Source organism: Pseudomonas sp. GM78, from assembly GCF_000282475.1.
GTDB lineage: Bacteria > Pseudomonadota > Gammaproteobacteria > Pseudomonadales > Pseudomonadaceae > Aquipseudomonas.
In genome coordinates this window covers 1-25,844 of sequence record NZ_AKJF01000096.1, presented here as the reverse complement: position 1 = coordinate 25,844, position 25,844 = coordinate 1, and the positions used below count along the sequence as shown (strand labels likewise).

Sequence of the window (25,844 nt, the reverse complement as noted above, 5' to 3'; positions counted from 1 at the left end):
ATGAATGAACGCGATCAGGTCTTGAAAGCGGCCGCCGACCTGGTGTCCGCCTTCGCCCGCAACGATCGCGAAGCCTACTTCAACGCTTTCAGCTTTGACGCCAGCTTCGTCTTCTACACCCTCGAACAGCCCCTGCTGTCGCGCGATGCCTACCAGGCATTGTGGGACAGCTGGCGTGCCGAGGACGGCTTTGAAGTGCTCTCGTGCACTTCGAGCAACGCTTTCGTCAGCCTGCAAGGTGACGTGGCGATTTTCATCCATGACGTGGCCACCGAGCTGCGCATGCAAGGGGAGCAACACTTCAGCCAGGAGCGCGAGACGATTGTTTTCAAGAAACAAGCGTCTGGCCAAGAACAACAAGGCCTATGGCTGGCCTGCCACGAACATTTGTCCGCGATGCCGGAAGGGCTGCCAACCCCTTAGCCAACACAGGTGACGCTCACACACGATGAGCGCGCCTTTATGATCGGAGCAGATCATGAATAACAAAAACAACGAAAACAGCCTTAGCATCGAAACAAACGGGGTCGAACAGATCCCGGACAATGAGCGCACCGCTCGACCCAGCGATCTGTTTCGCTTGATCTTCGGTGGCGCCAACACCTTTGCAACCGCCGTACTCGGCAGTTTCCCGGTACTGTTCGGCCTGTCTTTCCAGGCCGGCGTCTGGGCGATTGTGCTGGGTGTGGTGCTTGGTGCATTGATCCTCGCGCCGATGGGCCTGTTCGGGCCGATCAACGGCACCAACAACGCCGTGTCTTCCGGCGCGCACTTCGGTGTGCACGGGCGCATCGTCGGTTCCTTCCTGTCGCTGCTGACCGCCATCGCGTTCTTCTCGCTCTCCGTCTGGAGTTCGGGCGACGCACTGGTAGGCGGCGCCAAGCGCCTGATCGACCTGCCGGAAACCGACCTGACCCTGGGCCTGGCCTACGGTTTGTTCGCGCTGCTGGTGTTGACGGTGTGCATCTACGGTTTCCGCTTCATGCTGTGGGTCAACCGCATCGCGGTGTGGGCGGCCAGCCTGTTGTTCCTGCTGGGCATCTTCGCGTTTGCACCGGCGTTCGACAGCCAGTACGCCGGCACTGTGGCCATGGGCCAGGCCGGTTTCTGGGCCGCTTTCATTGGCGCTGCGCTGGTCGCCATGAGCAACCCGATCTCCTTCGGTGCGTTCCTCGGCGACTGGTCGCGCTACATCCCGCGTGAAACGCCGAAAGGCCGGATCATGGTTTCGGTGATCGCAGCTCAACTGGCCACGCTGATTCCGTTCCTGTTCGGCCTCGTCACCGCCACTATCGTAGCGGTCAAGGCACCGGACTACATCGCGGCCAACAACTATGTCGGCGGCCTGCTGGCGGTATCGCCGAGCTGGTTCTTCCTGCCGGTGTGCCTGATCGCGGTGATCGGCGGCATGTCCACCGGCACCACTTCGCTGTACGGCACCGGCCTGGACATGTCCAGCGTGTTCCCACGGGTGCTGTCGCGGGTCAAGGCCACGCTGCTGATCGGTGTGATGTCGATTGCCTTCATCTTCATCGGGCGCTTCGCGGCGAACCTGGTGCAGAGCGTGTCGACCTTCGCCGTACTGATCATCACCTGCACCACTCCGTGGATGGTCATCATGATCATCGGCCTGCTGGTGCGTCGCGGCTTCTACTGCCCGGATGACCTGCAAGTGTTCACCCGCGGCGAGAAAGGTGGCCGCTACTGGTTCACCCACGGCTGGAACTGGCGTGGCCTGGGCGCCTGGATCCCGAGCGCGGCCGTCGGCCTGTGCTTCGTGAACCTGCCGGGGCAATTCGTCGGACCACTGGGCGAAATGGCCGGCGGTATCGACATCAGCCTGCCGGTCACCCTGGGCCTGGCCTCGGTGGTGTACCTGGTGCTGCTGAGCCTGTTCCCGGAATCGAGCGCGGTGTTCGGACCCAATGATTCACGCAGCAAGAGCACGGATTCGCTCGTTAAACCGGCGATGCGACAAGTCGCCTGATAAACGCATCACCTGTGGTTAACGCATGACCTGTGGGAGCGGGCTTGCCCGCGATGAACGATGACGCAGTCTGTTTAACAGACCGCGACGCCCCCATCGCGGGCAAGCCCGCTCCCACAGGGATTGATGTTTCCACAGGATTTGATTTTCAGCCTCACATAAAAAAGACAATCGGAGACACGCCACAATGGCTTTGGATTTATTCGTCGTACTCATCTACGCCGCCGCGATGCTGATACTCGGCTATTACGGCATGCGCAAGGCCAAGACCAACGAAGACTTTTTGGTCGCCGGTCGTAACCTCGGCCCGAGCCTGTACATGGGCACCATGGCCGCCACCGTCCTCGGCGGCGCGTCCACCGTGGGCACCGTGCGCCTTGGCTACGTACATGGCATCTCCGGTTTCTGGCTGTGCGCCGCACTGGGTTGCGGCATCGTCGCGCTGAACCTGTTCCTGGCCAAGCCACTGCTGAAACTGAAGATCTACACCGTTACCCAGGTGCTGGAAAAACGCTACAACCCGATGGCCCGCTCCGCGAGCGCAGCGATCATGCTGGCGTACGCACTGATGATCGGCGTGACTTCGATCCTGGCCATCGGCACCGTGCTGCAAGTGCTGTTCGGCCTGCCATTCTGGGTCTCGGTACTGCTCGGCGGTGGTGTCGTGGTGGTTTACTCGGCCATTGGCGGCATGTGGTCGCTGACCCTGACCGACATCGTCCAGTTCGTCATCAAGACCGTAGGCCTGATGTTCATCCTGTTGCCAATCTGCCTGTACCGCGTCGGCGGTTGGGATGAACTGGTGTTGAAACTGCCGGCGGCAAGCTTCAGCTTCACCACCATCGGCTGGGACACCATCATCACCTACTTCATGATCTACTTCTTCGGCATCCTGATCGGTCAGGACATCTGGCAACGGGTGTTCACCGTCAAGACCGCCAAAGTGGCCCAGGTTGCCGGTACGTTCGCCGGTGTCTACTGCATCCTCTACGGTCTGGCCTGCGCCCTGATCGGCATGGCTGCCCACGTACTGATCCCGGATCTGGACAACGTCAACAACGCGTTCGCCGCCATCGTCAAACTGTCCCTGCCGGACGGCATCCGTGGCCTGGTGATCGCTGCCGCACTGGCCGCCATGATGTCCACCGCCAGCGCCGGCCTGCTCGCCGCCGCCACCACCCTGACCGAAGACCTGCTGCCAAAACTGCGCGGCGGTAAACAGTCGAGCCTGGGCCTGAACCGCCTGGTGACCATGCTGACCGGTATCGTGGTGCTGGGTATCGCCCTGGTGGTGAACGACGTGATCAGCGCCCTGACCCTGGCCTACAACCTGTTGGTAGGCGGCATGCTGGTTCCGCTGATCGGCGCGATCTTCTGGAAACGCGCCACCACCGCCGGCGCCATCGCCAGCATGGGCCTGGGCTTCGCTACCGCGCTGCTGTTCATGTTCAAGGACGGCCTGGACGCCAACACGCCGATCTACTACAGCCTCGGCGTAGGCCTGGTGAGCTTCGTGGTGGTCAGCCTGCTGTCCCCACGCCCGGCGATGCAGGCCAGCGCCGCCTAAGCTGAACATAACGACTTGATGCTTTCTTCGACGAGTGTGGCGTCGGTTGTCACACTCGTTTTTTTTCGCCTGAAGGAAACCGCCCATGAAGATCGTCAGCCGCGATCAGTGGTTCGAAGTCAAACAGCTCAGCGATGGCATCCGCCTGATTCACGAGCCTTACATTCGCCCCTTCTATCGCTGCAACCTCTGGCACATTCAAGGCCGCGACAAAGACCTGTTGCTCGACAGCGGCTCGGGGCTGGTCAGCCTGCGCGAACAACTGCCGTGGATCACCGAGCGGCCCCTGGTGGCGGTGGCCAGTCACTGCCATTTTGATCACATTGCCGGGCACCACGAATTTGCCGAGCGCTTGGTACACCCGGCCGAAGCCGATATCCTGGCCGCACCGGACGGCGAAAACGACTTGAGCAAAGCCTTCGTCGGCGACGACATGTTCGAAGCGCACCCCGATTGCCCACTGTGTTACGCCGAATATCGGGTCAAGGCCGCACCGGCCACCAAAACGATCGACGAAGGCGATGTACTGGACCTGGGCAACCGGGTACTGCAAGTACTGCACACGCCAGGGCATTCTCCGGGCGGCATCAGCCTGTACGAAGCGGCCACCGAGACCCTTTTCAGCGGCGACATCATCTACGACGGGCCGTTGATCGAAGACGCCTACCACTCCAACCTCGATGATTACGCACGCAGCCTGCAGCGCTTGCGCGGCCTGCCGATCCGTACGGTGCATGGTGGGCATTTCGGCAGTTTTTCCGGCACCCATCTGCGTGACATGATTGACCAGTGGCAACGCTCGCACGCCTGAAGCCTGCTGTACTCAACCTGAGGAACAAAAAGCAGGGATCACCACAACGCCGTGGAAGAGCTGCCATGAAAAGAGCTGCCGTGCGTGCCGCTGTCCATCAATTCATCAGCCGCCTGCTTGACGGTCGGAATGACTTCGACGACAACGCCAGCCTGGCGCAATTGGGATTGGATAAAGCGGATATCGAAGACCTGATCTTTCATCTCGAAGACGAACTCGGCTTGACGGCATTCACCGCCGAGGAAGACCAGATGCTCAAGACCGCCAGGACGGCGAACGACTTGAGCCGGTTCTTGATGGAGATCGCGCGGCATTGACCGGGCCGATCACCCTGCAAGCATTATTGCGCATAGAGCAGCGAGCAGCAGCCCTTGGCTGCTGCTGCAGGGACGACGTCGCGTTTACCGGCGACGCTGCTGGCGTCGGCGCTGTTCGTCGTCGGTGCGAATAGGCACAGGTTGCAGAGGCGGTTCAATCAAACCGAGTGCAACACCCAGGTCGTGCAGCCAGTTTTGAATTTTCTCTTTCATGATGCCCCCTTCAGGGTAGTGCCGGGCGACCGGAATTCAATAGTCGCTTCGCACTGATAATAGTCCGAAGTGCCGAGCAATGCTCGTCGAACATGACAACGATCTGTTACTGAATGGATCACAATCCGACGACATGAGTCCAACCGGGCGCATTGCCAACGGCGGACGGCATGCCTGGCAGCCCACTCAAGACTGCCCAAGGACTCTGCGCAAGCGGCGACGCACCCACTGTTCAGCGCTGACAAATGTAATCCCCAGCAACACCAGCACCGCACCGATGACGAAATTGAGGCTCAGCGCCTCCCCCAGCAGGACCACCCCGAACGTGACGCCAAACAAGGGCGTCATGAACGAAAACACCGCGAGGTTGGCCGCCAGATAACGGCGCAGCAACCAGAACCAGACCAGGTAGCTGAAGAACGACACCACGATGCCCTGGAACAGCACGCTGGCCACCGCCACGCCGGTCAAGCTGACGTGAGTGATCTGGCCGCTGAGCAACGCAATCAGCAGCAGGCCGACGAAACCGACGATCAACTGGTAAAACAAAGTCAGGGTCACCGGCGCCTCCGACAGGCGCGAAGCGCGCACCACTACGGTGGTCGCGCCCCAGCAAGCCCCCGCCAGGACGCCCAACGCATCGCCCAGCAACATGCGGCGATCGAGGTTATCCCAGGACACCCCCCCGGCAAACGCAATGCCGATGCCGACGAAGGCCAGGAAAATGCCCAGCCACTGCACAGGCCGCAAACGCTCACTCGGCAGCAACCAGTGCACGCCCAACGCCGTGAAAATCGGCGCGGTGTAGAGGAACACCGACATGTGCGCGGCCGTGGTCAGTTGCAGGCCTTCGGAAATGAACAGGAACTCCAGGCCAAACAAAGCCCCGGCCAGCAGGCCGCCGCGCCAGGTGGCGCCTACCTGGTCCCAACCGCCCTTCCAGCAGATCAACAATCCCACCAGCAGCGCCGACATGCCCGAACGCCCGGCCGCCTGCATGACCGGCGCAATATCCGGCGCCGCCCACTTGATCATCACCTGTTGAATGCCCCAGACCAGGCACAACCCCACCATCACTTGCAGGGCAAATCCATCGGCGCTGCGCCGGGTGGCGCTCACCTTGATACCTCGACAACACAGAACATGGCAGTGGCTCGACAGTCAAAAACAAAAGCCCCGGTACGATGCCGGGGCGTCAATATCATGCTGTCGATTATTAACCAGATGGACAGAAATTGCCGTCTGTTAGAGACCTTTACTTCTCTGCGCACGTCATTTTGTAGGAGCTGCCGCAGGCTGCGATCTTTGCTTTAAAGATCAAGATCAAAAGGTCGCAGCCTGCGGCAGCTCCTACAGGGAGATTTCAGGGGGGATTAGCTCAATTCAATGCGGTCGGCATGAATCACGATCTGGCCGTTCTTGTACAACGCACCGATGGCCTTCTTGAAGTTGCCCTTGCTGACGCCGAACATGCTGCTGATCAGGGTCGGATCGCTTTTGTCGCTGACCGCCAGGCTGCCGTTGTTCTCGCGTAACTTGGCGAGGATCTTCGAGTTCAGGCTGCTGGCCGCTTCGACACCAACCGGTTGCAGGCTCAGGCTGATCTTGCCGTCGCTGCGTACTTCCTTGATGAAGCCTTTCTCTTCCTTGCCGGCGCGCATGAACTTGAAGATTTCGTTCTTGTGAATCAGGCCCCAGTGCTTGTTGTTGATGATGGCCTTGAAACCCATGTCGGTGGCTTCGGCCACCAGCAGGTCAACTTCCTGCCCCGGGGTGTAGTTGGCGGGCGTCTTGTCCAGGTACCGGTCCAGGCGTGCGGTCGCGGTAATGCGGCGGGTATGCTTGTCGAGGTAGACATGCACCACGGCGTATTCACCAGCCTGCATCTGGCGCTTTTCTTCCGAATACGGCAGCAACAGGTCTTTGGGCAGGCCCCAATCCAGGAACACGCCAATGCTGTTGACTTCAACAACTTTCAAACTGGCGAATTCGCCAACTTGAACTTTCGGTTTTTCAGTAGTTGCGATGAGTTTGTCATCGCTGTCCAGATAAACAAAAACATTGAGCCAGTCTTCATCTTCGCTGGGAATATCTTTGGGAATATAACGATTAGGCAACAGGATTTCGCCATCCGCGCCACCGTCCAGATATAAACCGAAGTTAGTGTGTTTAACCACTTGCAAACTGTTGTAACGCCCGACTAAAGCCATGTCCAATACCCTCATTGCGTGGCGGCATTCTACCCGTTTTTAGCGGCCAGGTTCGCCGGTCAGCCCGGTGGCGCCAGAAATTCCCCGCAAAGCCCTGATTTTTCCCGGTTTTGCCATTTTTTGGCCGCCGCTCGTCAGACCGGGGTCGCGGCTCATCCTGCCGCCTGCCCTGGGTGAAACGCAGTTTTCCCCGCCAGGTTCTTAGTTAAAACAGCGGCTTAGGGCAATATTTCAATTATAACTTGCAATTTGTGCTGTCCCCACTCAATGTCGCCCAGCGGATATTTGCCAAGCAAATATCAAGTCAATCCTGTACGATGCCTGGCCAAGTTAATTTTCTACAGGTTAATGGCCGCCATGCGCGTAAAAGCATCCAACAGCAAAGCAAAGCCAGCTCCAGCCGTCGAAACCAGCGAGTCGATCAACAGCCAGATCGCTGCGTTCCTCAAGTCCGGCGGTGAAATCCAGCAAATTGCCAAAGGTGTGAGCGGCCAGTCGTTCGGCCCATCCAAGCAGATCACCCTGGGCAAGAAGTAATACCCCGCGCTGCACCTGGTCCCTAAGCGCTTTGAACTTCGAAGCGCTTGGACTGGAACCTCGCAACACCCTTCCCATCTTGTAGAAATCGACGAACGGCCCACCCGGCCTGTCATTCGTCGGTATCCTTTCACGCGTCTAGATCAAGCGTTTCAGCAGACTCAAAGCTGCCCGCGCGGTTCATGGAGTGACGCATGCGCACACCCTCTTGTTTATCCTTGCTGCTCGGCGGCCTGCTGGTCTGTTCGGGAGTGCAGGGGCAAATCTTTCAACGCGAGCTGGGGGATTTCGACCTCAAGCTCGGGACCAGTCCCAGCCGCAGCATGGCCCAGGGCCTCGTCAAACCATCGGCCGTCGGTTCGTTCCATGGCGGCCTGGACCTGACCCACGACAGCGGCTTCTACGTTGGCCAATGGTCGCCAAGCATGGGCATCAGCCCGGGGAAAAACCTCGAGATCGACTCCTACGCGGGCTTCAAGCACCCCTTCGACCAGGTCCTCGGCTACGAAGTGGGCGTCATCCATTACAGCTACCCTGAAGTTGACACCCTCGACAGCCAGGAAGTGTTCGGTGGCCTGACCCTGCTGGGCAGCCGTTTTGGCGCAGCCTTGAGCAACGATCCAGACAAACAGAACAGCACGTTGTTTGCCGACCTGCGCGGCAACCAGCCGTTCGGCATCGGGGTCAGCATGAAATACACCACCCATCAGTTGAACACGCCCGTCGCGGTAGACGGCGGTTATGTCGGCAGCTTCACCGATTGGTCGGTAAAGTTTTCCCGACCGTTCATGGGCATCGACCTCGATCTGATCTACAGCGATTCCAGCCTCAGCGGCAGCTATTGTTCAGCCTATACCGGGCAGAATAGCCAGTGCGACGCTCTCCTCACCCTCAAGGCCGAACGCGCGTTCTATTGATGGGCTGAACTGCCGGGCTCATTGCGCGTTCAGATGAGCATCAGCTCCGCAAGCCTGGCTTTCGCAAGGATTCGCCCATGTCTCGCTGGATTAAACACACTGCCTTTGTGCTCATGTTCACCCTTGCCCTCGGCGCGTGCAGCCGCATGGGCCTGGCTTATCGCAACCTCGACGTGATCATTCCCTGGACGCTCAGCGATTACCTGGACATGAACGGCGAGCAGAAAAGCTGGCTCAACGAACGTCTGAAGGAACACCTGAGCTGGCATTGCACCACACAAATGCCGGGGTATCTCGACTGGCTGGATCGCTTGCAGAGCATGATCGCGACCAATCAGGTCACCGATGCCGCGCTGCAAGCGCGCACGGCAGAAGCGGAAGCCGCCATTGCCGAGACGGCCCGGGAAATCACGCCATCCGCTATCGAATTGCTGCAAGGCCTGGATGACAACCAGGTCGCGGAAATGAACGAGGCCTTCGCCAAGGACCAGCGCAAGCGCCAGGAGCAATACCTGAAACCGTCGCTGGAGCAGCAGATCAAGCAGCGTGGCGCGCGAATGGAAAAACGCCTGAATGAATGGCTGGGGCCACTCAGTGCCTCGCAACAACAGCGCGTCATGGCCTGGTCGAACGACTTGGGCGACCAGAACACGCAATGGATCGCCAACCGCGTCCACTGGCAGAAACAGTTCAGTGCCGCCGTGGCGCAGCGCCAGACGCCACAATTCCCACAGCGAATCGAGACGCTTCTGGTCAACCGCGAAAGCTTATGGACACCGGCCTACCGCCAGGCCTTCGCCAAAACCGAAGCCCAGGCACGGGCGCTGTTCGTGGATTTGATGGCGCAAAGTACGCCGCAACAACGTCAGCGCTTGTTGACGAAGATCGAGGGCGTGAAGAAGGACTTCAGTGATTTGAAGTGTCTGAAAGCTGGGAAACAGGGTTAAAAGATCAAAAGATCCAGCCTGCGGCAGCTCCTACAGGTATCGGGTGATTCTGTAGGAGCTGTCGCAGGCTCGGGCCGCGTTCGGACGATCTTTTGATTCAGGCAATCTGCGCCTTCGAAGCCACTTCATCAAACGTCAGTTCGTCCAGTGCATCCTCCTGGTCATCCAGCACCTGCCGCGGATGCTCATCGCCCGGAATGCTGCTGTCGATCAGGCTCAACAACCTCGAACCACGCATCGTCAAAATGTAATTCGAACCGGTGCCTCCCTGCTCCTCGGGCCGAGGTTCGATGTAACCGCGCAGGAGCAGCAACTTTTCATATTCGCCGGCCAGCGCCTTCAAGTGATCCAGGTTTTCAATCTGCTCACCTTGTGCCGCTTTCTGCGCGGCGTACTGCTCGGCATAGGGCCGTGGCGTGAAGCTGCTCGCACCGTTCTGCACTTCGTGCAGCAAGTGCTCAATCAAATCCCAGTTGTAAGTGGTCATCCTGATTCACCTCCGGTGCCCGTGAGAGAGAGGGGCTTCATAAGATGTGACAAAAGCGCACGGCAGCCGTTCAGCTCGCGTTTCGTTATCGCTACCGACCGGCGGTATGTCGATTTACCGGCGGGTCAAACGACTAGGCTGTGTAAGTCAACTCCCCGCATCACGCAGGAGAAAGCCAAATGAACATTCAGAACCACCCCGTTGTGTCGCGGGAAGAATGGCTCGCCGCGCGCAAACAGCACCTGGTCCACGAGAAAGCCTTCACCAAGGAGCGGGACAGACTCAGCGCAGAACGCCGCGCCCTGCCCTGGGTAAAAATCGACAAGGACTATCACTTCCAGGGACTCGACGGTGAACTGAAACTCGCCGACCTGTTTAGTGGCCGCAGCCAATTGGTCATTTACCATTTCATGTTCGCCGACGGCTGGGATGAAGGCTGTCCGGGTTGTTCGTTCCTGTCCGACCACATCGACGGGGCCAACCAGCATCTGGCACACCACGACGTCTCGGTGGTGGCGGTCTCCCACGCACCGTTCGCCCAATTCCAGGCGTTCAAGCGGCGCATGGGCTGGAAATTCGACTGGGTATCCTCCGAAGGTTGCGACTTCAACTATGACTTCGGTGTAACGGCCCGCGCCGAAGACGTCGCCGCCGGAAAGGCCACCTACAACTACGAAAAAACCGACGGTTCGGAAGAGGAACTTCCCGGCCTTAGCGTGTTTTATCGCAATGAAGCCGGCGAGATTTTCCACACCTACTCCACTTATGCCCGGGGGCTGGATCTGCTGGTGGGTACTTACAACTACCTCGACCTGATGCCCAAGGGCCGCAACGAAGAGGAGATCATGGATTGGGTGCGGCACCATGATCGGTATGAGGAGAAGGCAACAACGAGCTGCTGCCATGGCGGCTAGGGCCAAATCGAGAGGATGGCGGTGAACTTTTTCCGAGCAAAAGCCCTCAACCGGTTAACCCGCCTTAACCGGAACTGAGGCCCGACAGATGAAAATCCTGCTGAAACTCACCCTCGCTGCCACCCTCGCCTGCGCCCTGCCCGTTTGGGCCTGCACCCCGGAGGAGGCCACCCTCAAGCGCGAGCAGCTGGCCAAGGAGGTCACCAAGCTCACCGAACAGAATCCGGCCAAGGCCAAGGAGATCAATGACGAGCTGCAGAAAATGGACCTGGGCACTGCCTCCAAGGATTTGCCGGACAAGTGCCAGTTGATCGATCAGCGGCTCAAGGAATTGGGTACGGCCGAGAAGAAAGCCGAGAGCTGAAGATAAGATCAAAAGATCGCAGCCTGCGGCAGCTCCTACCAGATTCGGTGTAGGAGCTGCCGAAGGCTGCGATTTTGACGTAAAAAAACCCGAACACTGTCCGGGTTTTTATTGGGCTAACCGAAGCGCTTATTCAGCAGCCGGCGCTTCCGGCTTGCGGCGTTTGAGCGGGGCCATGCCGTCCTTGCTGACCAGAGAATCGCTCTTCGGCCGATTGACGCTCTTGCGCTTGGTCGGGGTCTTGGCGGCAACTTTTTTCTTGTCACCCTTGGCGTCGGTCTTTTTCTTCTTCACGCCGACAGCCTTGCCAGAGGCCTTGACCTTTTTCGGTCCGCCGTAGGCGCCTTTGACTTCCTTGATGGTGCGGCGCTCGAAGCTCTGCTTGAGGTAGCGCTCGATGCTCGACATCAGGTTCCAGTCGCCGTGGCAGATCAGCGAGATGGCCAGGCCATCGTTGCCGGCACGGCCGGTACGACCGATACGGTGTACGTACTCGTCGCCGCTGCGTGGCATGTCGAAGTTGATCACCAGGTCCAGGCCGTCCACGTCCAGGCCGCGAGCGGCAACGTCGGTGGCCACGAGGATTTTCACCCCGCCCTGCTTCAGACGGTCGATCGCCAGTTTGCGATCCTTCTGGTCCTTGTCGCCGTGCAGCACGAACGCCTTGTATTCCTGGGCCACCAGGCGGCCGTAGATACGGTCGGCCATGGCGCGGGTGTTGGTGAAGACGATGGCCTTCTGGTAGGTCTCGTTGGCCAGCAGCCAGTTGACGATCTGTTCTTTGTGCTGGTTGTGGTCAGCGGTGATGATTTGCTGACGGGTGGTCTCGTTCAGCTGGCTGACCGCGTTGAGCTGCAGGTGCTCAGGGTTGTTCAACACCTTGGCGACCATCTCGCGCAGGCCCGAACCACCGGTGGTGGCGGAGAACAGCATGGTCTGCTGACGGTTGGTGCACTCGTCCACCAGACGCTGCACGTCTTCAGCGAAACCCATGTCGAGCATGCGGTCGGCTTCGTCGAGCACCAGCACTTCGACTTCTTTCAAGTCGAGGTTACCGGCGTTCAGTTGCTCGATCATCCGCCCTGGCGTACCGATCAGGATGTCCGGCACTTTGCGCAGCATGGCGGCCTGGACCTTGAAGTCTTCACCGCCAGTGATCAGGCCGGACTTGATGAAGGTGAACTGCGAGAAGCGTTCAACTTCTTTCAACGTCTGCTGGGCCAGCTCGCGGGTTGGCAACAGGATCAGGGTCTTGATGCTGACGCGGATCTTGGCCGGGCCGATCAGGCGGTTGAGGATCGGCAAAACGAATGCAGCGGTCTTGCCGCTACCGGTTTGCGCTGTCACCCGCAGGTCACGCCCTTGGAGCGCCAGCGGAATAGCCGCTGCTTGCACAGGCGTTGGCTCGACAAATTTCAGCTCGGCCACGGCTTTGAGCAGGCGTTCGTGCAAGGCGAATTCGGAAAACACGGGTGCTACCTCGAAGAAATACAAAAAAACAGCTGCATAGGGTACCGGTTTCGAGCGCGTAGGCCGAGTTTCTTTATACAAATGGCGGTAAACAGTGGTTTTTTTATTGCCCGATTTGTCACCGACGGTAATACAAAGCGTCTTAAATGCTCTAATCGTCCCTCATGTTCCCTAGAAGAAATCTTTTTTGCCCATGGATATCAAACAGCTCTGGCTCAATGCCCAAGACCTCTGGGGTGCCCTTGACCAGCACCCTATCGTGCACGCCAGCCTGGCACTCATGGTATTGCTGGTCATTGCCCTGGCCCTCGGACGAGTGGCGCGCTACCTGATCCTGCACGCCAGCAAAATACTGGGCCGCCAGCCGGCGCTGCACTGGATCAACGACTTGCGTCACAACAAGGTGTTCCAACGCCTGGCACAGATCACACCGTCGCTGGTAATCCAGTTTGGCCTGCACCTGGTACCGGAGCTGAGTAAAACCGCGATGGTTTTCCTCGGCAACGTGGCGCTGGCGTTCACCATTCTGTTCCTGCTGTTGTCGATCACGGCCCTGCTCAATGCCCTGCTGGACATCTACGCCCGCACCGAACACGCCCGCACCCGCTCGATCAAGGGCTATGTGCAACTGGCGAAAATGGTGTTGTACGTGTTTGGCGCGATCGTCATCGTCGCCACCTTGATCGACCGTTCGCCGCTGTTGCTGCTGTCGGGCCTGGGCGCCATGTCGGCGGTGATCCTGTTGGTCTACAAGGACACCCTGCTGTCGTTCGTCGCCAGCGTGCAGCTGACCAGCAACGACATGCTGCGGGTCGGCGACTGGATCGAGATGCCACAGGTCGGTGCCGATGGCGATGTGGTGGACATCACGCTGCATACGGTCAAGGTGCAGAACTTTGACAAGACCATCGTTTCGATCCCGACCTGGCGCCTGATGTCCGAGTCATTCAAGAACTGGCGCGGCATGCAGCAGTCCGGTGGCCGGCGGATCAAGCGCAGCCTGTTCATTGATGCCAGTGGCGTGCGATTCATCCGCGATGATGAGGAGATGAAGCTCGCCCAGGTGCATCTGCTGACGGACTACATCAGCCGTAAACAGGCCGAACTCAAGGCCTGGAACGAAGCCCAGGGCAATGTCGCGGCGATGTCGGCCAACCGCCGGCGCATGACCAATATCGGCACTTTTCGCGCCTATGCGCTGGCCTATCTCAAGAGCCATCCAGAAATTCAGCCGAACATGACGTGCATGGTTCGGCAGATGCAAACAACCGCGCAGGGTATTCCGCTGGAGATCTACTGTTTTACGCGCACCACGGCGTGGGCCGATTATGAGCGGATCCAGGGGGATATTTTCGATTACCTGCTGGCGGTGTTGCCGGAATTTGGCTTGAGCCTTTATCAGCAGCCGAGTGGCGGGGATTTGCGGGCTGGCTTGTTGCCGGCGGTGTTGGGCGCGAGCCATATGCCGGAGTCCGAAAAACACATCATGTAGCAGCGCAAACCCAATCCAGATTGTCTCTTCCAGGTTGACAGTTAAACGCTTTTCAGCGGCTTTTTCTGCCTCATCGCAAACTCTAATCTGTGCTCATGTTGAACGACGCCACTCACCCACCTCGAAAGGAATTCATCATGAGCAACGCTACCTACAACCGCCTGAACAAAGACGACGCCGTAGTTTTGTTGATTGACCACCAGACTGGCCTGATTTCCCTGGTTCAAGACTTTTCGCCCAACGAATTCAAGAACAACGTACTGGCACTGGCCGACGTGGCAACGTTCTTCGAGCTGCCAACCATCCTCACCACCAGCTTTGAACAAGGCCCCAACGGCCCACTGGTACCCGAACTCAAAGAGATGTTCCCGGACGCGCCTTACATCGCCCGACCTGGCCAGATCAACGCCTGGGACAACGAAGACTTCGTCAAGGCCATCAAGGCGACCGGTCGCAAGCAATTGATCATCGCCGGTGTGGTGACTGACGTCTGCGTGACCTTCCCGACATTGTCCGCCCTCGCAGAAGGCTTTGAAGTGTTCGTGGTCACGGATTCTTCCGGCACCTTCAACACCACCGTACAACAGGCTGCCTGGAACCGTATGACCCAGGCAGGGGCTCAAATGATGAACTGGTTCTCGGTCGCTTGCGAATTGCAGGGCGACTGGCGCAACGACATAGAAGGCCTGGGCAACCTGCTGTCCCAGCGCATCCCGAACTACCGCAACCTGATGAACAGCTACTCGGCAATGGCAGCGCGCCAAGCTTGATTGGTCATTGATATCCAGAAGACGCACACAACAAAAGGGCCCTTGAAGAGCCCTTTTGTACTTGAACCTGACAGCTTCAATGCTTCAGCCTGCTCGCGATCAGGTATACGAGCTCGTCAACAAATCTCGCGACAAGATCAAATGGCAGCGCTACGCTGGCGCAACTCCATGTTCAGGATGCGGTCGTTTTCGCTGTAATCGACAGGACAGTCGATCACATGCACACCGGGTGTCTTCACACAGTGCTCCAGCAGCGGCAGGAAACCCTCGGCGCTCTCCACGCGGTGGCCATTGGCGCCATAGGCCTCGGCGTACTTCACGAAATCGGGGTTACTGTAATCCAGGCCGAAGTCGGTGAAGCCCATATTGGCCTGCTTCCAGCGGATCATGCCGTAGCCGTCGTCCCGCAGGATCACCACGGTCAAATTCATGTTCAGGCGAACCGCTGTCTCCAGCTCCTGGCTGTTCATCATGAAGCCGCCGTCCCCGCACACGGAGATCACCGGACGATCCGGGTACACCAAATGTGCAGCCATCGCGGAAGGCAGACCCGCCCCCATGGTCGCCAGCGCGTTGTCCAGCAGTACGGTGTTGGGCTTGTGGGCCTTGTAGTTGCGGGCAAACCAGATCTTGTAGATGCCATTGTCCAGGGCAACGATGCCCTCGGACGGCAACACCCGACGAATGTCGGCAACCAGACGTTGTGGGTAAACCGGGAACCTGTTGTCGTCCGCCCCCTCGATAATCTGGGCTTCGTTCGCATCACGAATCGCCATCAACCGTGTGAAATCCCAATGGCTGGTATCGCTCAGCGCTTCGCCGATCTGCCAGACGGCGTTGGCGATATCACCGATTACTTCGATCTGCGGGAAATACACGGCGTCGACTTCAGCGGAGCGGAAGTTGATGTGGATGACTTCAGTGCCGCCACGCACCATGAAGAATGGCGGCTTCTCGATCACATCGTGGCCGATATTGACGATCAGGTCGGCGGCCTCGACGGCGCGGTGCACGAAGTCTCCCGACGACAGCGCGGCATTGCCGAGGAAACGCGGGTGACGCTCATCCACCACGCCCTTGCCCATCTGGGTGGTAATAAAGGGAATGCCGGTATCGTCGATCAGTTGCTTCAACACCTTGGCGGTCATCTTGCGGTTGGCACCCGCGCCGATCACCAGGATTGGACTGCGCGCGTTCTGCAACTTCTCGACAGCGGCCTCGACAGCCTTGTGCTCGGCCAATGGCCGGCGGTGCAGGCTCCGCGGCATCGGCATGCTATCGGTTTGCTCGGCGGCGATATCTTCCGGCAACTCCAGGTGGACGGCTCCGGGCTTCTCCTCTTCAGCGAGACGAAACGCTTCACGCATCCGCGCCGGGATGTTGTCTGCCGAGGCGAACTGGTGGGTGTACTTGGTGATCGGCGCCATCATGCCGCAGACGTCAATGATCTGAAAACGGCCTTGCTTGGACTTCTTGATCGGCTTCTGGCCTGTGATCATCATCATGGGCATGCCGCCCAGATAGGCGTACGCGCTGGCCGTCACCAGATTCGTTGCACCCGGGCCGAGGGTCGAAAGGCTGACGCCGGTCTTACCCGTGAGGCGGCCGTAAGTGGCGGCCATGAAGCCGGCGGATTGCTCGTGACGCGTGAGCACAAGCTTGATAGTCGACTTGCGCAAGGATTCAAGCAGGTCGAGGTTTTCCTCGCCGGGGATGCCGAATACATACTCGACACCTTCACTTTCCAGGCATTGCACAACCACATCGGCAGCTTTGGCCATTTTCTTGTCTCACCTACGCTCGGCGGAAAAAAATAAAATGCAACAGCGTTCTGTTTTTGCAGGCCGTCAATTTGAGGGCGCACGCTAGAATGATAGTCGGCCGTTGGCGCATGCCGAGGGATCAGTGTGCGATGACTGGCTGGCGGACACCCAACCGGCTGATCCACACCGCCATCAATATCACCGACCCACCCAGCAACAACCGCCCCAATTCCTCATGCTGATTCCAGATCAACAGATTGATCAGCAGCCCCACCGGCACATGCAGGTTGTTCATCACCGCCAGCGTCCCGCCATTCACCAGGCAGGCGCCTTTGTTCCACCAGTACAGCCCCAGCGCGGTCGACACCAGGCCGAGGAACAGCAGCACAGCCCATTGCAACGGTGCTTCAGGCAGGAAGTTCTGTTTGCCAAACAGCAGGAACGCCGGCAACGCCACCGCCAAGGCGCCCAGGTAGAAATAGCCAAAACGCCGGTAATGCGGCAAATCGCTTGGATGACGTGCGACCAGATGTTTGTACAGCACCTGGCCGGCGGCGTAGGTGAAGTTGGCCAGCTGCAACAGCAGGAAACCCATGAAGAAGTCCGGGTTGATCCGGTCGAAGCGAATCACCGCCGCCCCCGCCACCGCCACCAGTGCCGCGATCAGGGCCCAGGGATTGAAGCGGCGGTTCAACGCGTCTTCGATCAGGGTCACGTGCAGCGGCGTGAGGATGGTGAACAGCAGCACTTCCGGCACCGTCAGCACGCGAAAGCTCAGGTACAGGCAGACGTAGGTCACACCGAATTGCAGTGCGCCGATCAGCAGCATGCCGCGCATGAACGCCGGTTCCACCGAACGCCAGCGGGTCAGTGGGATGAACACCAACCCTGCCAGCAGCACGCGTATCAGCACCGCGAAGTAACTGTCGACGTGACCTGCCAGGTACTCGCCGATCAGACTGAAGGAAAACGCCTGGATCAGCGTGACAAAAAGTAGATAGCCCATGCTCGCCTCGTTTTGAATGCCGGCGAAGATAACGGGTTTTGCCGGTTATCGCGAACAGTCAAACGATACAAAAACCCAGGCAAAAAAAAGCCCGATCTCGCTAAAGCGTTCAATCGGGCAAGAGCACTCAGGAGCAACAAGTGCAAAGGGAGGTTCGATGCGCGTGCAGGCTTGAAGGGTTGCGCGCCAGGTCACTAGACCATCCGGTGATTATCTGGCGATTAACGGCTCAGGCCACCTGGGAAAGCTTGGCGTTCGCCTGGTTCAGGCCTTTCTCCTGGAAGTCGCCGCCCAGGTTCATGCCCTCGGCGTGGATGAACGTCACGTCGTGGATGCCAATGAAGCCCATGACCTGGCGCAGGTAGGGTTCCTGGTGGTCCGCGGTGCTGCCAGCGTAGATGCCGCCGCGAGCAGTCAGTACATAAGCGCGCTTGCCACTGAGCAAACCCTGCGGACCGGTTTCGGTGTACTTGAAGGTCACGCCGGCACGCAGCACATGGTCAAGCCAGGCCTTGAGGGTGCTCGGGATGGCGAAGTTGTACATCGGCGCTGCCATCACCAGCACGTCGGCGGCGAGCAACTCGTCGGTCAGCTGGTTGGAGCGCTCCAGGGACAGTTGTTCGATGTCGCTGCGCTGATCGGCGGGCTTCATCCAGCCGCCCAACAAGTTGATGTCCAGGTGCGGCACCGGGTTGACCGCCAGGTCACGCACGGTGATCTGATCGCCCGGGTGCGCGGCTTGCCACTGGCTGATGAAGGTCTGGGTCAGTTGACGGGAAACCGAGTCTTGCTGGCGGGCACTGCTTTCGATGATCAGAACGCGGGACATGGGTTGTAGGCTCCATCTGAGAATGCTGTAAGTCGATGGAGTGAAGGTTAAACAGAGTCATATCGATGAAAAAGCGCAAATAACTGCTATAACCGATCAAGAAATTCGTTTATAAGCGGAGCATCAGCGATTGGCGTGCTCCGCTGAATGTCATTTCGGCTTGCAGGTCATGCTGATGTACAGCTTTATGATCTTGCGGTTGAACTTGGCTGAAAGATCCGCGCTTTTACCCGCGTCCAGATTGACCCTGCGGGTCTTTGGCGATTCGGGACCGTTGCGAAACACCACCGCGCATTCGGCAGCGGTGTCGCCGTAGTTGTTCACGGTGATCGAGCCCATGTCGTAATCGGAGGCATAGGTGGTGTAGTCGATCTTCAAACCATTGAGCTCTTTCTGGACGTCGATGGGGTAAGCAAACGCAGTCAACGGCAACATCGCCAGTAACGCACAACACATTTTTTTCATTCAGCAGTCTCCAATAAGAACTGCGCAGCTTAGGACAACAGGAGCCCATCATGAAAGCGCCCCGCGTGACCCTTGATCAATGGCGAACGCTTCAAGCCGTGGTCGACCACGGCGGTTTCGCCCAGGCCGCCGAAGCGCTGCACCGCTCGCAATCGTCGGTCAGCTACACCGTGGCGCGCATGCAAGACCAGCTCGGCGTGCCGTTGTTGCGCATCGACGGGCGCAAGGCGGTACTCACCGAGGCTGGCGGCGTGTTGTTGCGCCGCTCCCGGCAACTGGTGAAACAGGCCAGTCAGCTCGAAGACCTGGCCCATCACATGGAGCAAGGCTGGGAAGCCGAAGTGCGCCTGGTGGTCGATGCCGCCTACCCGAGCGCCCGCCTGGTGCGCGCGCTGACCGCGTTCATGCCGCAAAGCCGTGGCTGTCGCGTGCGTCTGCGTGAAGAGGTGCTGTCGGGTGTGGAGGAGGTCCTGCTCGAAGGCGTGGCTGACCTGGCCATCAGCAGTTTCAGCATTCCCGGTTACCTGGGCGCGGAACTGAGCGATGTCGAGTTCGTCGCGGTCGCCCATCCGGAACACCCCCTGCACCGCCTCAATCGCGAACTGAATTTCCAGGACCTGGAAAGTCACTTGCAAGTGGTCATCCGCGACTCCGGGCGCCAGCAACCACGGGACGTCGGCTGGCTCGGTGCCGAACAACGCTGGACCGTCGGCAGCCTGGCCACCGCCGCCACCTTCGTCGGCAGCGGCCTGGGGTTCGCCTGGTTGCCCAGGCACATGATCGAACGGGAACTCAAGGAAGGTACGCTCAAGCTGCTACCGTTGGACCAGGGTGGCAGCCGCAACCCGAGTTTTTACCTGTATTCGAACAAGGACAAACCGCTCGGCCCGGCGACGCAGATTCTTGTCGAACTGCTGCGCACGTTCGACACTGCACCACTGGACGCACCGTTCGCCGCCCCAGAACAAGCCTGACACGGAGGTAATGCATGGCCTATTTCGAACACGAAGGTTGCAACCTGCACTATGAGGAATATGGCCACGGCACGCCGTTGCTGCTGGTCCACGGCCTGGGTTCCAGTACCCTGGACTGGGAAGAACAGATCCCGACGCTGGCCTCCCGCTACCGGGTGATCGTCCCGGATGTGCGCGGCCACGGGCGCTCCGACAAACCCCGCGAGCGCTACAGCATCGCCGGGTTCAGCGCCGACCTGGTGGCGCTGATGGAGCACCTGAACCTGGGGCCCGCCCACTACGTAGGGTTGTCGATGGGGGGCATGATCGGCTTTCAACTGGGCGTGGATCAGCCGCAATTGCTCAAGAGCCTGTGCATCGTCAATAGCGCGCCCGAGGTCAAGTTGCGCAGCCGCGACGATTACTGGCAGTGGTTCAAGCGCTGGAGCCTGATGCGTGTACTGAGCCTTCACAGCATCGGCAAAGCCCTGGGCGCCAAGCTGTTCCCCAAACCCGGGCAGGCCGATTTGCGACAAAAGATGGCCGAACGCTGGGCAAAAAACGACAAACATGCTTATCTCGCAAGCTTCGATGCCATTGTTGGCTGGGGGGTTCAGGAACGACTTTCGAAGGTCACCTGTCCAACCCTCATCGTCAGCGCCGACCGCGACTACACGCCGGTCGCGCTGAAGGAAAACTACGTCAGGCTGCTGCCGAATGCGCGGCTGGCAGTGATCGAAGATTCACGTCACGCCACCCCGCTGGACCAGCCCGAACGCTTCAACCAGACGCTGCTCGAGTTTCTCACCGCAGTCGACACCACCCATCAGGATCACTGACCCATGCTGAAAAAAATCGCCCTCGCCGCTGGCTCCGTTCTGTTTGCCGCCAACCTGATGGCAGCAACGCCTGCCAAGGCGCCGCACGTGCTACTGGACACCACCAATGGCCAGATCGAAATCGAACTGGACCCGGTCAAGGCCCCGATCAGCACCAAGAACTTCCTTGAGTACGTTGACAGCGGCTTCTACAACAACACGATTTTCCACCGCGTGATTCCGGGCTTCATGGTCCAGGGCGGCGGTTTCACCCAACAGATGCAGCAAAAGGAAACCAAGGCGCCGATCAAGAACGAGCACAAGAACGGCCTGGTCAACGTTCGTGGCACCCTGTCCATGGCGCGTACGTCGGTACCTGACTCGGCCACCAGCCAGTTCTTCATCAACGTCAAGGACAACGATTTCCTCGACCAGGGTGATGGCTACGCGGTATTCGGCAAGGTGGTCAAGGGCATGGACGTGGTGGACATCATCGTCAACTCGCCAACCACCGTACGTAGCGGCATGAAGGATGTGCCCGCGGACCCTGTGTTCATCAAGTCGGCCAAGCGCATCGACTGAGACTAAGCTGGACAAGGATGTCCGAGCCGTTGCCGGCGTTGCCGGCAACGCTCAAACCGTTGAAGGAGAGCCCGTTCGCGGGTGAATAACCGATGCTTTATCGCCGCTTCGAAAAACTGATCGACGTCTTCCGCGATGCCCCGACAGCCGCACCGCCGGATCGGGTCTTGCCCTTCTATACCTATTACCTCAAGCAGGTCTGGCCCAGTTTTGCCGCCCTGCTGATCGTCGGCCTGGTCGGCGCACTGATTGAAGTGGCGCTGTTCAGTTACCTGAGCCGCATCATCGACCTGGCCCAGGGCACGCCCAACGCCGACTTCTTCAAGGAACACGGCGTTGAATTGACCTGGATGGTGGTGGTAGCACTGGTCCTGCGCCCGGTATTCGTCGGCCTGCATGACCTGCTGGTGCACCAGACCCTCAGCCCCAGCATGACCAGCCTGATCCGCTGGCAAAACCACAGCTACGTGCTCAAGCAGAGCCTGAATTTTTTCCAGAACGACTTCGCCGGGCGTATCGCCCAGCGCATCATGCAGACCGGCAACTCCCTGCGCGATTCGGCGGTGCAGGCGGTGGATGCGCTGTGGCACGTGCTGATCTACGCCATCAGCTCGCTGGTGCTGTTCGCCGAAGCCGACTGGCGCCTGATGATCCCGCTGCTGACCTGGATCATCGCCTTCATCAGCGCGCTCTACTACTTCGTGCCACGGGTCAAGGATCGCTCGGTGGTGGCCTCTGATGCGCGCTCCAAACTCATGGGGCGGATCGTCGACGGCTACACCAACATCACCACCCTCAAGTTGTTTGCCCACACCAACTTCGAGCAGCAGTACGCCCGCGAAGCGATCAAGGAACAAACCGAAAAAGCCCAACTGGCCGGCCGTGTCGTCACCAGCATGGACGTGGTCATCACCAGCATGAACGGCCTGCTGATCGTCAGCACCACCGGGCTGGCCCTGTGGCTGTGGACGCAGTCGCTGATCACCGTGGGCGCCATTGCCCTGGCGACCGGGCTGGTGATCCGCATCGTCAACATGTCCGGCTGGATCATGTGGGTGGTCACCGGCATCTTCGAAAACATCGGCATGGTCCAGGATGGCCTGCAGAGCATCTCGCAACCGGTCAGCGTGACCGACCGCGACCAGGCCAAACCCCTGGCCGTGGCCCGTGGCGAGGTACGCTTCGAAGACGTCGACTTCCACTATGGCAAGCAGAGCGGGATCATCGGCGGCCTCGACCTGACCATCAAGCCCGGCGAAAAGATCGGCCTGATCGGTCCGTCCGGTGCGGGTAAATCGACCTTGGTGAATCTGCTGCTGCGCCTGTATGACGTGGAAGGCGGGCGCATCCTCATCGATGGCCAGAACATCGCCGACGTCAGCCAGGAAAGCCTGCGCGAACGCATCGGCATGATTACCCAGGACACCTCCCTGCTGCATCGCTCGATCCGCGACAACCTGCTCTACGGCAAGCCCGACGCCACCGATGCCGAACTCTGGGAGGCGGTGCACAAGGCCCGGGCGGACGGGTTCATCCCGCTGTTGTCGGACGCCGAAGGCCGTAGCGGTTTCGATGCCCACGTCGGGGAGCGCGGGGTGAAGCTTTCCGGCGGCCAGCGCCAGCGCATCGCCATCGCCCGCGTGCTGCTCAAGGACGCGCCGATCCTGATCATGGACGAAGCGACGTCGGCCCTGGATTCGGAGGTCGAAGCCGCGATCCAGGAAAGCCTCGAAACCCTGATGCAGGGCAAGACCGTGATCGCCATCGCCCACCGGCTTTCGACCATCGCCCGGATGGACCGGTTGGTGGTGCTGGAGAACGGCAGGATCGCCGAAACCGGCACTCACGCCGAACTGCTGGCCCACGGCGGTTTGTATGCGCGGTTGTGGCAGCACCAGACGGGGGGGTTCGTCGGGATCGACTGAGCATCACCGGAACCTTTGTGGGAGCGAGCCTGCTCGCGAAGACGGAGTGTCAGACAACACATTTGTCGGCTGATAGACCGCCTTCGCGAGCAGGCTCGCTCCAACAGGAAACGGTGCGATGTTCAGGTTTGGCGATAGGGCAAGGCCGTCCTCGCGTCCTCGGCGTAGGCCAGTACGCCGAGGCGTTCCTGACGCAGGAAATCCTTGACCGCAGCCTTCAACCCGGGATGGCGCAGGTAGTGCCAGGAGTGGGTAATCACCGGTTCAAACCCGCGAATCAACTTGTGCTCGCCCTGGGCGCCGGCATCGAAGCGCTGGTAACCGTTGGCAATCGCATAGTCCATACCCTGGTAGAAACAGGTCTCGAAATGCAGGCGGTCGAACTCCGCCAGGCAGCCCCAATAACGACCGTAGAAGCTGTCGCCACCGACCAGGCTGAAGGCCATCGCCACCGGGCGTGAGCCTTGTTTGGCCAACACCACTCGAATCGCATGCGGCATGCGCTCGGCCAGCAGGCTGAAAAACTCTCGCGTGAGGTAAGGTCGTTGCCGGCGAACCGCGTACGTGTTGGCGTAGCAGGCATAGACAAAATCCCACTGTGCCTCGGTCATTTGCCGACCTTCGAGCCATTCGAATTCGATCCCCTGCCCGGCCACTTGCTCGCGTTCCTTGCGCATCTGCTTGCGTTTGCGCGAACTGAGTACGTCGAGAAAATCCTGGAAGTCCCGATAGCCGCGGTTTTGCCAGTGGTACTGGCAGCCGATGCGCTGCAGCCAACCCGGTTGTTCGGCCAGTGCGGCGTCGGTGAACGGGTCGCTGAAGTTGATATGGGCACTGGAGAGCTGTTCGATCTCCAGGTAGCCCGGAAGGCTCTTGAGCAGTTCGAAACCGTCTTCGACCCTGGCCGCCAGCAAGCGCGGGCCGCTGACCGGGCTGAACGGTACGGCAGTCAGCAGTTTGGGGTAGTAGTCGATGCCAGCGCGCTCGCAGGCGTCGGCCCAGGCGTGATCGAACACATACTCGCCGTAGGAATGCCACTTGCGGTAGCTGGGCATCGCAGCAATCAGCCGATCGCCTTCGATGTGCAACAAATGTTCGGGTTGCCAGCCGGAATGGGGACCGACACTGCCACTGTCTTCCATCGCACCGAGAAACCCGTGACGCAGAAAGGGCTGATTCTCGGGTACCAGCGCGTCCCACGTTTGCGGGTCGATTTCCGACAGGTTTTGCAGGCGTTGCAACGGCATCACCATCCTCACTCTTCATGGTGTGAAAGCCCCGCGAGTATCGCCTATCGGTGTGCTTTGCACACGGGCATTTCGACGACAGCGCTCTAGATCAATAGTTCGCAACGACTGTGCATCGTCACAGACATGCCATCACATTGCCACCGCACTGTAATAAACCATCGCGATACTGGCGCCTGTTTTTAGAGCGCCGGGTTATATCCGGCCACTGTTTTCCGTCCACCCCATGGTCGGTTGTGCCCAGGATGGTTCAGCCATCCACTCTCATCTTCGGAGATTGATATGCGTCTTGCTTCCACGAAAACTGCGGCGGCCTTGTGTGGCGGCCTGTTGCTGGCCATGAGTGTTCCTGCCAGCGCTGCAGTCGACGCCAAACTGCTCGACATGCTCAAGGCTAACGGCTCGATTACCAACGCCCAGTACACCGAACTGCAAGCCGAGCTGGCACGGGATCAGAAAGACCAGCAAATCGCTCGTCAGGCCCAGCAAGAAACCAACGAGCAGATCGCGGCCACCGCGAAGAAAACCAACGAGCTGAGCACCTTCGACCAGAAACTGGCGTGGGCGGCCAAGACCCAATTCAAGGGCGACGTGCGTTTCCGCCAGGAAAACGTCCACAACGATGGCGTTTCCAACAACAAGGACCAGGATCGCCAGCGCATTCGTGCCCGCCTGGGTGCGTACAGCGAAATCAACCCGCAAGTCGACACCGGCATCCGTATCGCCACCGGCAGCAGCGACGACGCTCGCTCCACCAACCAGGACCTGAACAACTACTTCGACAAGAAGCAGATCTGGCTGGACCTGGGTTACGTCGATTACCACCCCGACGCCATCAAGAACCTGCACGTGATCGGCGGCAAGATGCTGCAGCCATGGGTGAGCATGGGCGACATCATCTGGGATAGCGACGTCAACCCGGAAGGCCTGGCCCTGACTTACAAATACCCGCTGGGCAACACCGAACTGTTCGGTAGCGCCGGTCACTACACCCTCAAGGACAACGTCGACGGCGATGGCGTGCAGTTCAAGCACGACCTGCGCTTGTACGCTGGCCAGTTGGGTGCGCGTTTCGCCATTACCGACAACCTGAAAATGACCGTGGGCGGCAGTCTCTACAACTACGACAACGACGAAGACAGCGTCTGCACCGCCACCACCACGCCATGCGCACTGGCCGTCAACGGTAACAGCCCGGGCGAAGAGTTCCGTCTGTGGGAAGGTTTCAGCCAGATCGACATCGGCGGCCTGCC

Annotated in this window: 27 protein-coding genes; 17 read left to right on the top strand and 10 right to left on the bottom strand. The window is 59.4% G+C overall.

Features of this window, described 5'->3' with window-relative positions; translation table 11 throughout:
* The 5 genes from PMI35_RS15255 (at position 1) to PMI35_RS15275 (ending at position 4,682) form a co-directional block, all read left to right on the top strand.
* Positions 1–423, top strand: coding sequence for a YybH family protein (locus tag PMI35_RS15255; RefSeq protein WP_008060134.1), 423 nt, complete (start codon positions 1–3; stop codon positions 421–423).
* A 55-nt stretch (positions 424–478) separates the two neighbouring features.
* The gene (locus PMI35_RS15260) at positions 479–1,987 is read left to right on the top strand and encodes a purine-cytosine permease family protein (RefSeq protein ID WP_008060132.1); all 1,509 of its coding nucleotides are present in this window, start codon (positions 479–481) and stop codon (positions 1,985–1,987) included.
* 187 nt (positions 1,988–2,174) lie between these two features.
* Complete coding sequence (locus tag PMI35_RS15265) at positions 2,175–3,554, top strand: sodium:solute symporter (protein WP_008060130.1); 1,380 nt, start codon at positions 2,175–2,177, stop codon at positions 3,552–3,554.
* An 85-nt stretch (positions 3,555–3,639) separates the two neighbouring features.
* Positions 3,640–4,365 (top strand): MBL fold metallo-hydrolase, encoded by a 726-nt coding sequence (locus tag PMI35_RS15270; RefSeq protein ID WP_008060128.1) that lies wholly within the window; start codon positions 3,640–3,642, stop codon positions 4,363–4,365.
* Between the two features lie 65 nt (positions 4,366–4,430).
* Positions 4,431–4,682 (top strand): hypothetical protein, encoded by a 252-nt coding sequence (locus PMI35_RS15275; RefSeq protein ID WP_008060126.1) that lies wholly within the window; start codon positions 4,431–4,433, stop codon positions 4,680–4,682.
* 84 nt (positions 4,683–4,766) lie between these two features.
* Here the strand turns inward: PMI35_RS15275 and PMI35_RS35655 are convergent, their stop codons facing one another.
* From PMI35_RS35655 to PMI35_RS15285, 3 genes are all read right to left on the bottom strand, one after another.
* Entirely contained in the window at positions 4,767–4,895 is a 129-nt protein-coding gene (locus PMI35_RS35655; RefSeq protein WP_007914492.1) for a PA1414 family protein, read from the bottom strand.
* A 186-nt stretch (positions 4,896–5,081) separates the two neighbouring features.
* Positions 5,082–6,014: a DMT family transporter gene (locus PMI35_RS15280; RefSeq protein ID WP_008060123.1), complete on the bottom strand. Its 933-nt coding sequence runs from the start codon at positions 6,012–6,014 to the stop codon at positions 5,082–5,084.
* Between the two features lie 254 nt (positions 6,015–6,268).
* Positions 6,269–7,105 (bottom strand): CvfB family protein, encoded by an 837-nt coding sequence (locus PMI35_RS15285; RefSeq protein WP_008060121.1) that lies wholly within the window; start codon positions 7,103–7,105, stop codon positions 6,269–6,271.
* A gap of 348 nt (positions 7,106–7,453) precedes the next feature.
* Between PMI35_RS15285 and PMI35_RS0132670 the strand changes: the two genes are divergently transcribed.
* The 3 genes from PMI35_RS0132670 (at position 7,454) to PMI35_RS15295 (ending at position 9,506) form a co-directional block, all read left to right on the top strand.
* Positions 7,454–7,642, top strand: a complete 189-nt coding sequence (locus PMI35_RS0132670; RefSeq protein ID WP_177325074.1) for a hypothetical protein — start codon at positions 7,454–7,456, stop codon at positions 7,640–7,642.
* A gap of 194 nt (positions 7,643–7,836) precedes the next feature.
* Positions 7,837–8,559, top strand: a complete 723-nt coding sequence (locus PMI35_RS15290; RefSeq protein WP_008060117.1) for a TorF family putative porin — start codon at positions 7,837–7,839, stop codon at positions 8,557–8,559.
* A 77-nt stretch (positions 8,560–8,636) separates the two neighbouring features.
* On the top strand, positions 8,637–9,506 hold the full coding sequence (locus PMI35_RS15295; RefSeq protein ID WP_008060115.1) for a DUF6279 family lipoprotein: 870 nt from the start codon (positions 8,637–8,639) through the stop codon (positions 9,504–9,506).
* Positions 9,507–9,603: 97 nt separating this feature from the next.
* On the opposite strand, the gene PMI35_RS15300 is transcribed toward PMI35_RS15295, so the two are convergent.
* Positions 9,604–9,993, bottom strand: coding sequence for a hypothetical protein (locus PMI35_RS15300; protein ID WP_008060112.1), 390 nt, complete (start codon positions 9,991–9,993; stop codon positions 9,604–9,606).
* A 179-nt stretch (positions 9,994–10,172) separates the two neighbouring features.
* On the opposite strand from PMI35_RS15300, the gene PMI35_RS15305 reads away from it, so the two are divergent.
* Positions 10,173–10,907 carry a DUF899 domain-containing protein gene (locus PMI35_RS15305; RefSeq protein ID WP_008060110.1) on the top strand — a complete coding sequence of 245 codons (735 nt, stop codon included), beginning with the start codon at positions 10,173–10,175 and terminating at the stop codon, positions 10,905–10,907.
* An 88-nt stretch (positions 10,908–10,995) separates the two neighbouring features.
* Complete coding sequence (locus PMI35_RS15310) at positions 10,996–11,271, top strand: hypothetical protein (protein WP_008060108.1); 276 nt, start codon at positions 10,996–10,998, stop codon at positions 11,269–11,271.
* Between the two features lie 129 nt (positions 11,272–11,400).
* Here PMI35_RS15310 and PMI35_RS15315 read toward each other — a convergent pair whose 3' ends face one another.
* On the bottom strand, positions 11,401–12,741 hold the full coding sequence (locus PMI35_RS15315) for a DEAD/DEAH box helicase (protein WP_008060106.1): 1,341 nt from the start codon (positions 12,739–12,741) through the stop codon (positions 11,401–11,403).
* 193 nt (positions 12,742–12,934) lie between these two features.
* On the opposite strand from PMI35_RS15315, the gene PMI35_RS15320 reads away from it, so the two are divergent.
* Together PMI35_RS15320 and ycaC are read left to right on the top strand one after the other, a co-directional pair.
* On the top strand, positions 12,935–14,233 hold the full coding sequence (locus PMI35_RS15320; RefSeq protein ID WP_008060105.1) for a mechanosensitive ion channel family protein: 1,299 nt from the start codon (positions 12,935–12,937) through the stop codon (positions 14,231–14,233).
* Positions 14,234–14,370: 137 nt separating this feature from the next.
* Entirely contained in the window at positions 14,371–15,003 is a 633-nt protein-coding gene (gene ycaC, locus PMI35_RS15325; protein WP_008060104.1) for an isochorismate family cysteine hydrolase YcaC, read from the top strand.
* A 137-nt stretch (positions 15,004–15,140) separates the two neighbouring features.
* Here the strand turns inward: ycaC and PMI35_RS15330 are convergent, their stop codons facing one another.
* From PMI35_RS15330 to PMI35_RS15345, 4 genes are all read right to left on the bottom strand, one after another.
* Positions 15,141–16,784 (bottom strand): acetolactate synthase large subunit, encoded by a 1,644-nt coding sequence (locus PMI35_RS15330; RefSeq protein ID WP_008060102.1) that lies wholly within the window; start codon positions 16,782–16,784, stop codon positions 15,141–15,143.
* Positions 16,785–16,905: 121 nt separating this feature from the next.
* A complete protein-coding gene (locus PMI35_RS15335) occupies positions 16,906–17,772 on the bottom strand; it encodes a carboxylate/amino acid/amine transporter (protein ID WP_008060101.1) in 867 nt (288 codons plus the stop codon).
* 229 nt (positions 17,773–18,001) lie between these two features.
* Entirely contained in the window at positions 18,002–18,601 is a 600-nt protein-coding gene (locus PMI35_RS15340) for an FMN-dependent NADH-azoreductase (protein WP_008060100.1), read from the bottom strand.
* 150 nt (positions 18,602–18,751) lie between these two features.
* A complete protein-coding gene (locus PMI35_RS15345; protein ID WP_008060099.1) occupies positions 18,752–19,066 on the bottom strand; it encodes a hypothetical protein in 315 nt (104 codons plus the stop codon).
* A 50-nt stretch (positions 19,067–19,116) separates the two neighbouring features.
* Between PMI35_RS15345 and PMI35_RS15350 the strand changes: the two genes are divergently transcribed.
* From PMI35_RS15350 to PMI35_RS15365, 4 genes are all read left to right on the top strand, one after another.
* Positions 19,117–20,040, top strand: a complete 924-nt coding sequence (locus tag PMI35_RS15350) for a LysR family transcriptional regulator (protein WP_008060097.1) — start codon at positions 19,117–19,119, stop codon at positions 20,038–20,040.
* A 14-nt stretch (positions 20,041–20,054) separates the two neighbouring features.
* Entirely contained in the window at positions 20,055–20,858 is an 804-nt protein-coding gene (locus tag PMI35_RS15355; protein ID WP_008060094.1) for an alpha/beta fold hydrolase, read from the top strand.
* Positions 20,859–20,861: 3 nt separating this feature from the next.
* Entirely contained in the window at positions 20,862–21,419 is a 558-nt protein-coding gene (locus tag PMI35_RS15360) for a peptidylprolyl isomerase A (protein ID WP_008060092.1), read from the top strand.
* A gap of 92 nt (positions 21,420–21,511) precedes the next feature.
* A complete protein-coding gene (locus tag PMI35_RS15365) occupies positions 21,512–23,344 on the top strand; it encodes an ABC transporter ATP-binding protein (RefSeq protein ID WP_008060090.1) in 1,833 nt (610 codons plus the stop codon).
* Between the two features lie 122 nt (positions 23,345–23,466).
* Here the strand turns inward: PMI35_RS15365 and PMI35_RS15370 are convergent, their stop codons facing one another.
* A complete protein-coding gene (locus tag PMI35_RS15370; protein ID WP_008060088.1) occupies positions 23,467–24,591 on the bottom strand; it encodes a GNAT family N-acetyltransferase in 1,125 nt (374 codons plus the stop codon).
* A gap of 282 nt (positions 24,592–24,873) precedes the next feature.
* On the opposite strand from PMI35_RS15370, the gene PMI35_RS15375 reads away from it, so the two are divergent.
* A partial coding sequence (locus PMI35_RS15375; RefSeq protein WP_008060086.1) for a putative porin occupies positions 24,874–25,844 on the top strand: 971 nt, incomplete at its 3' end.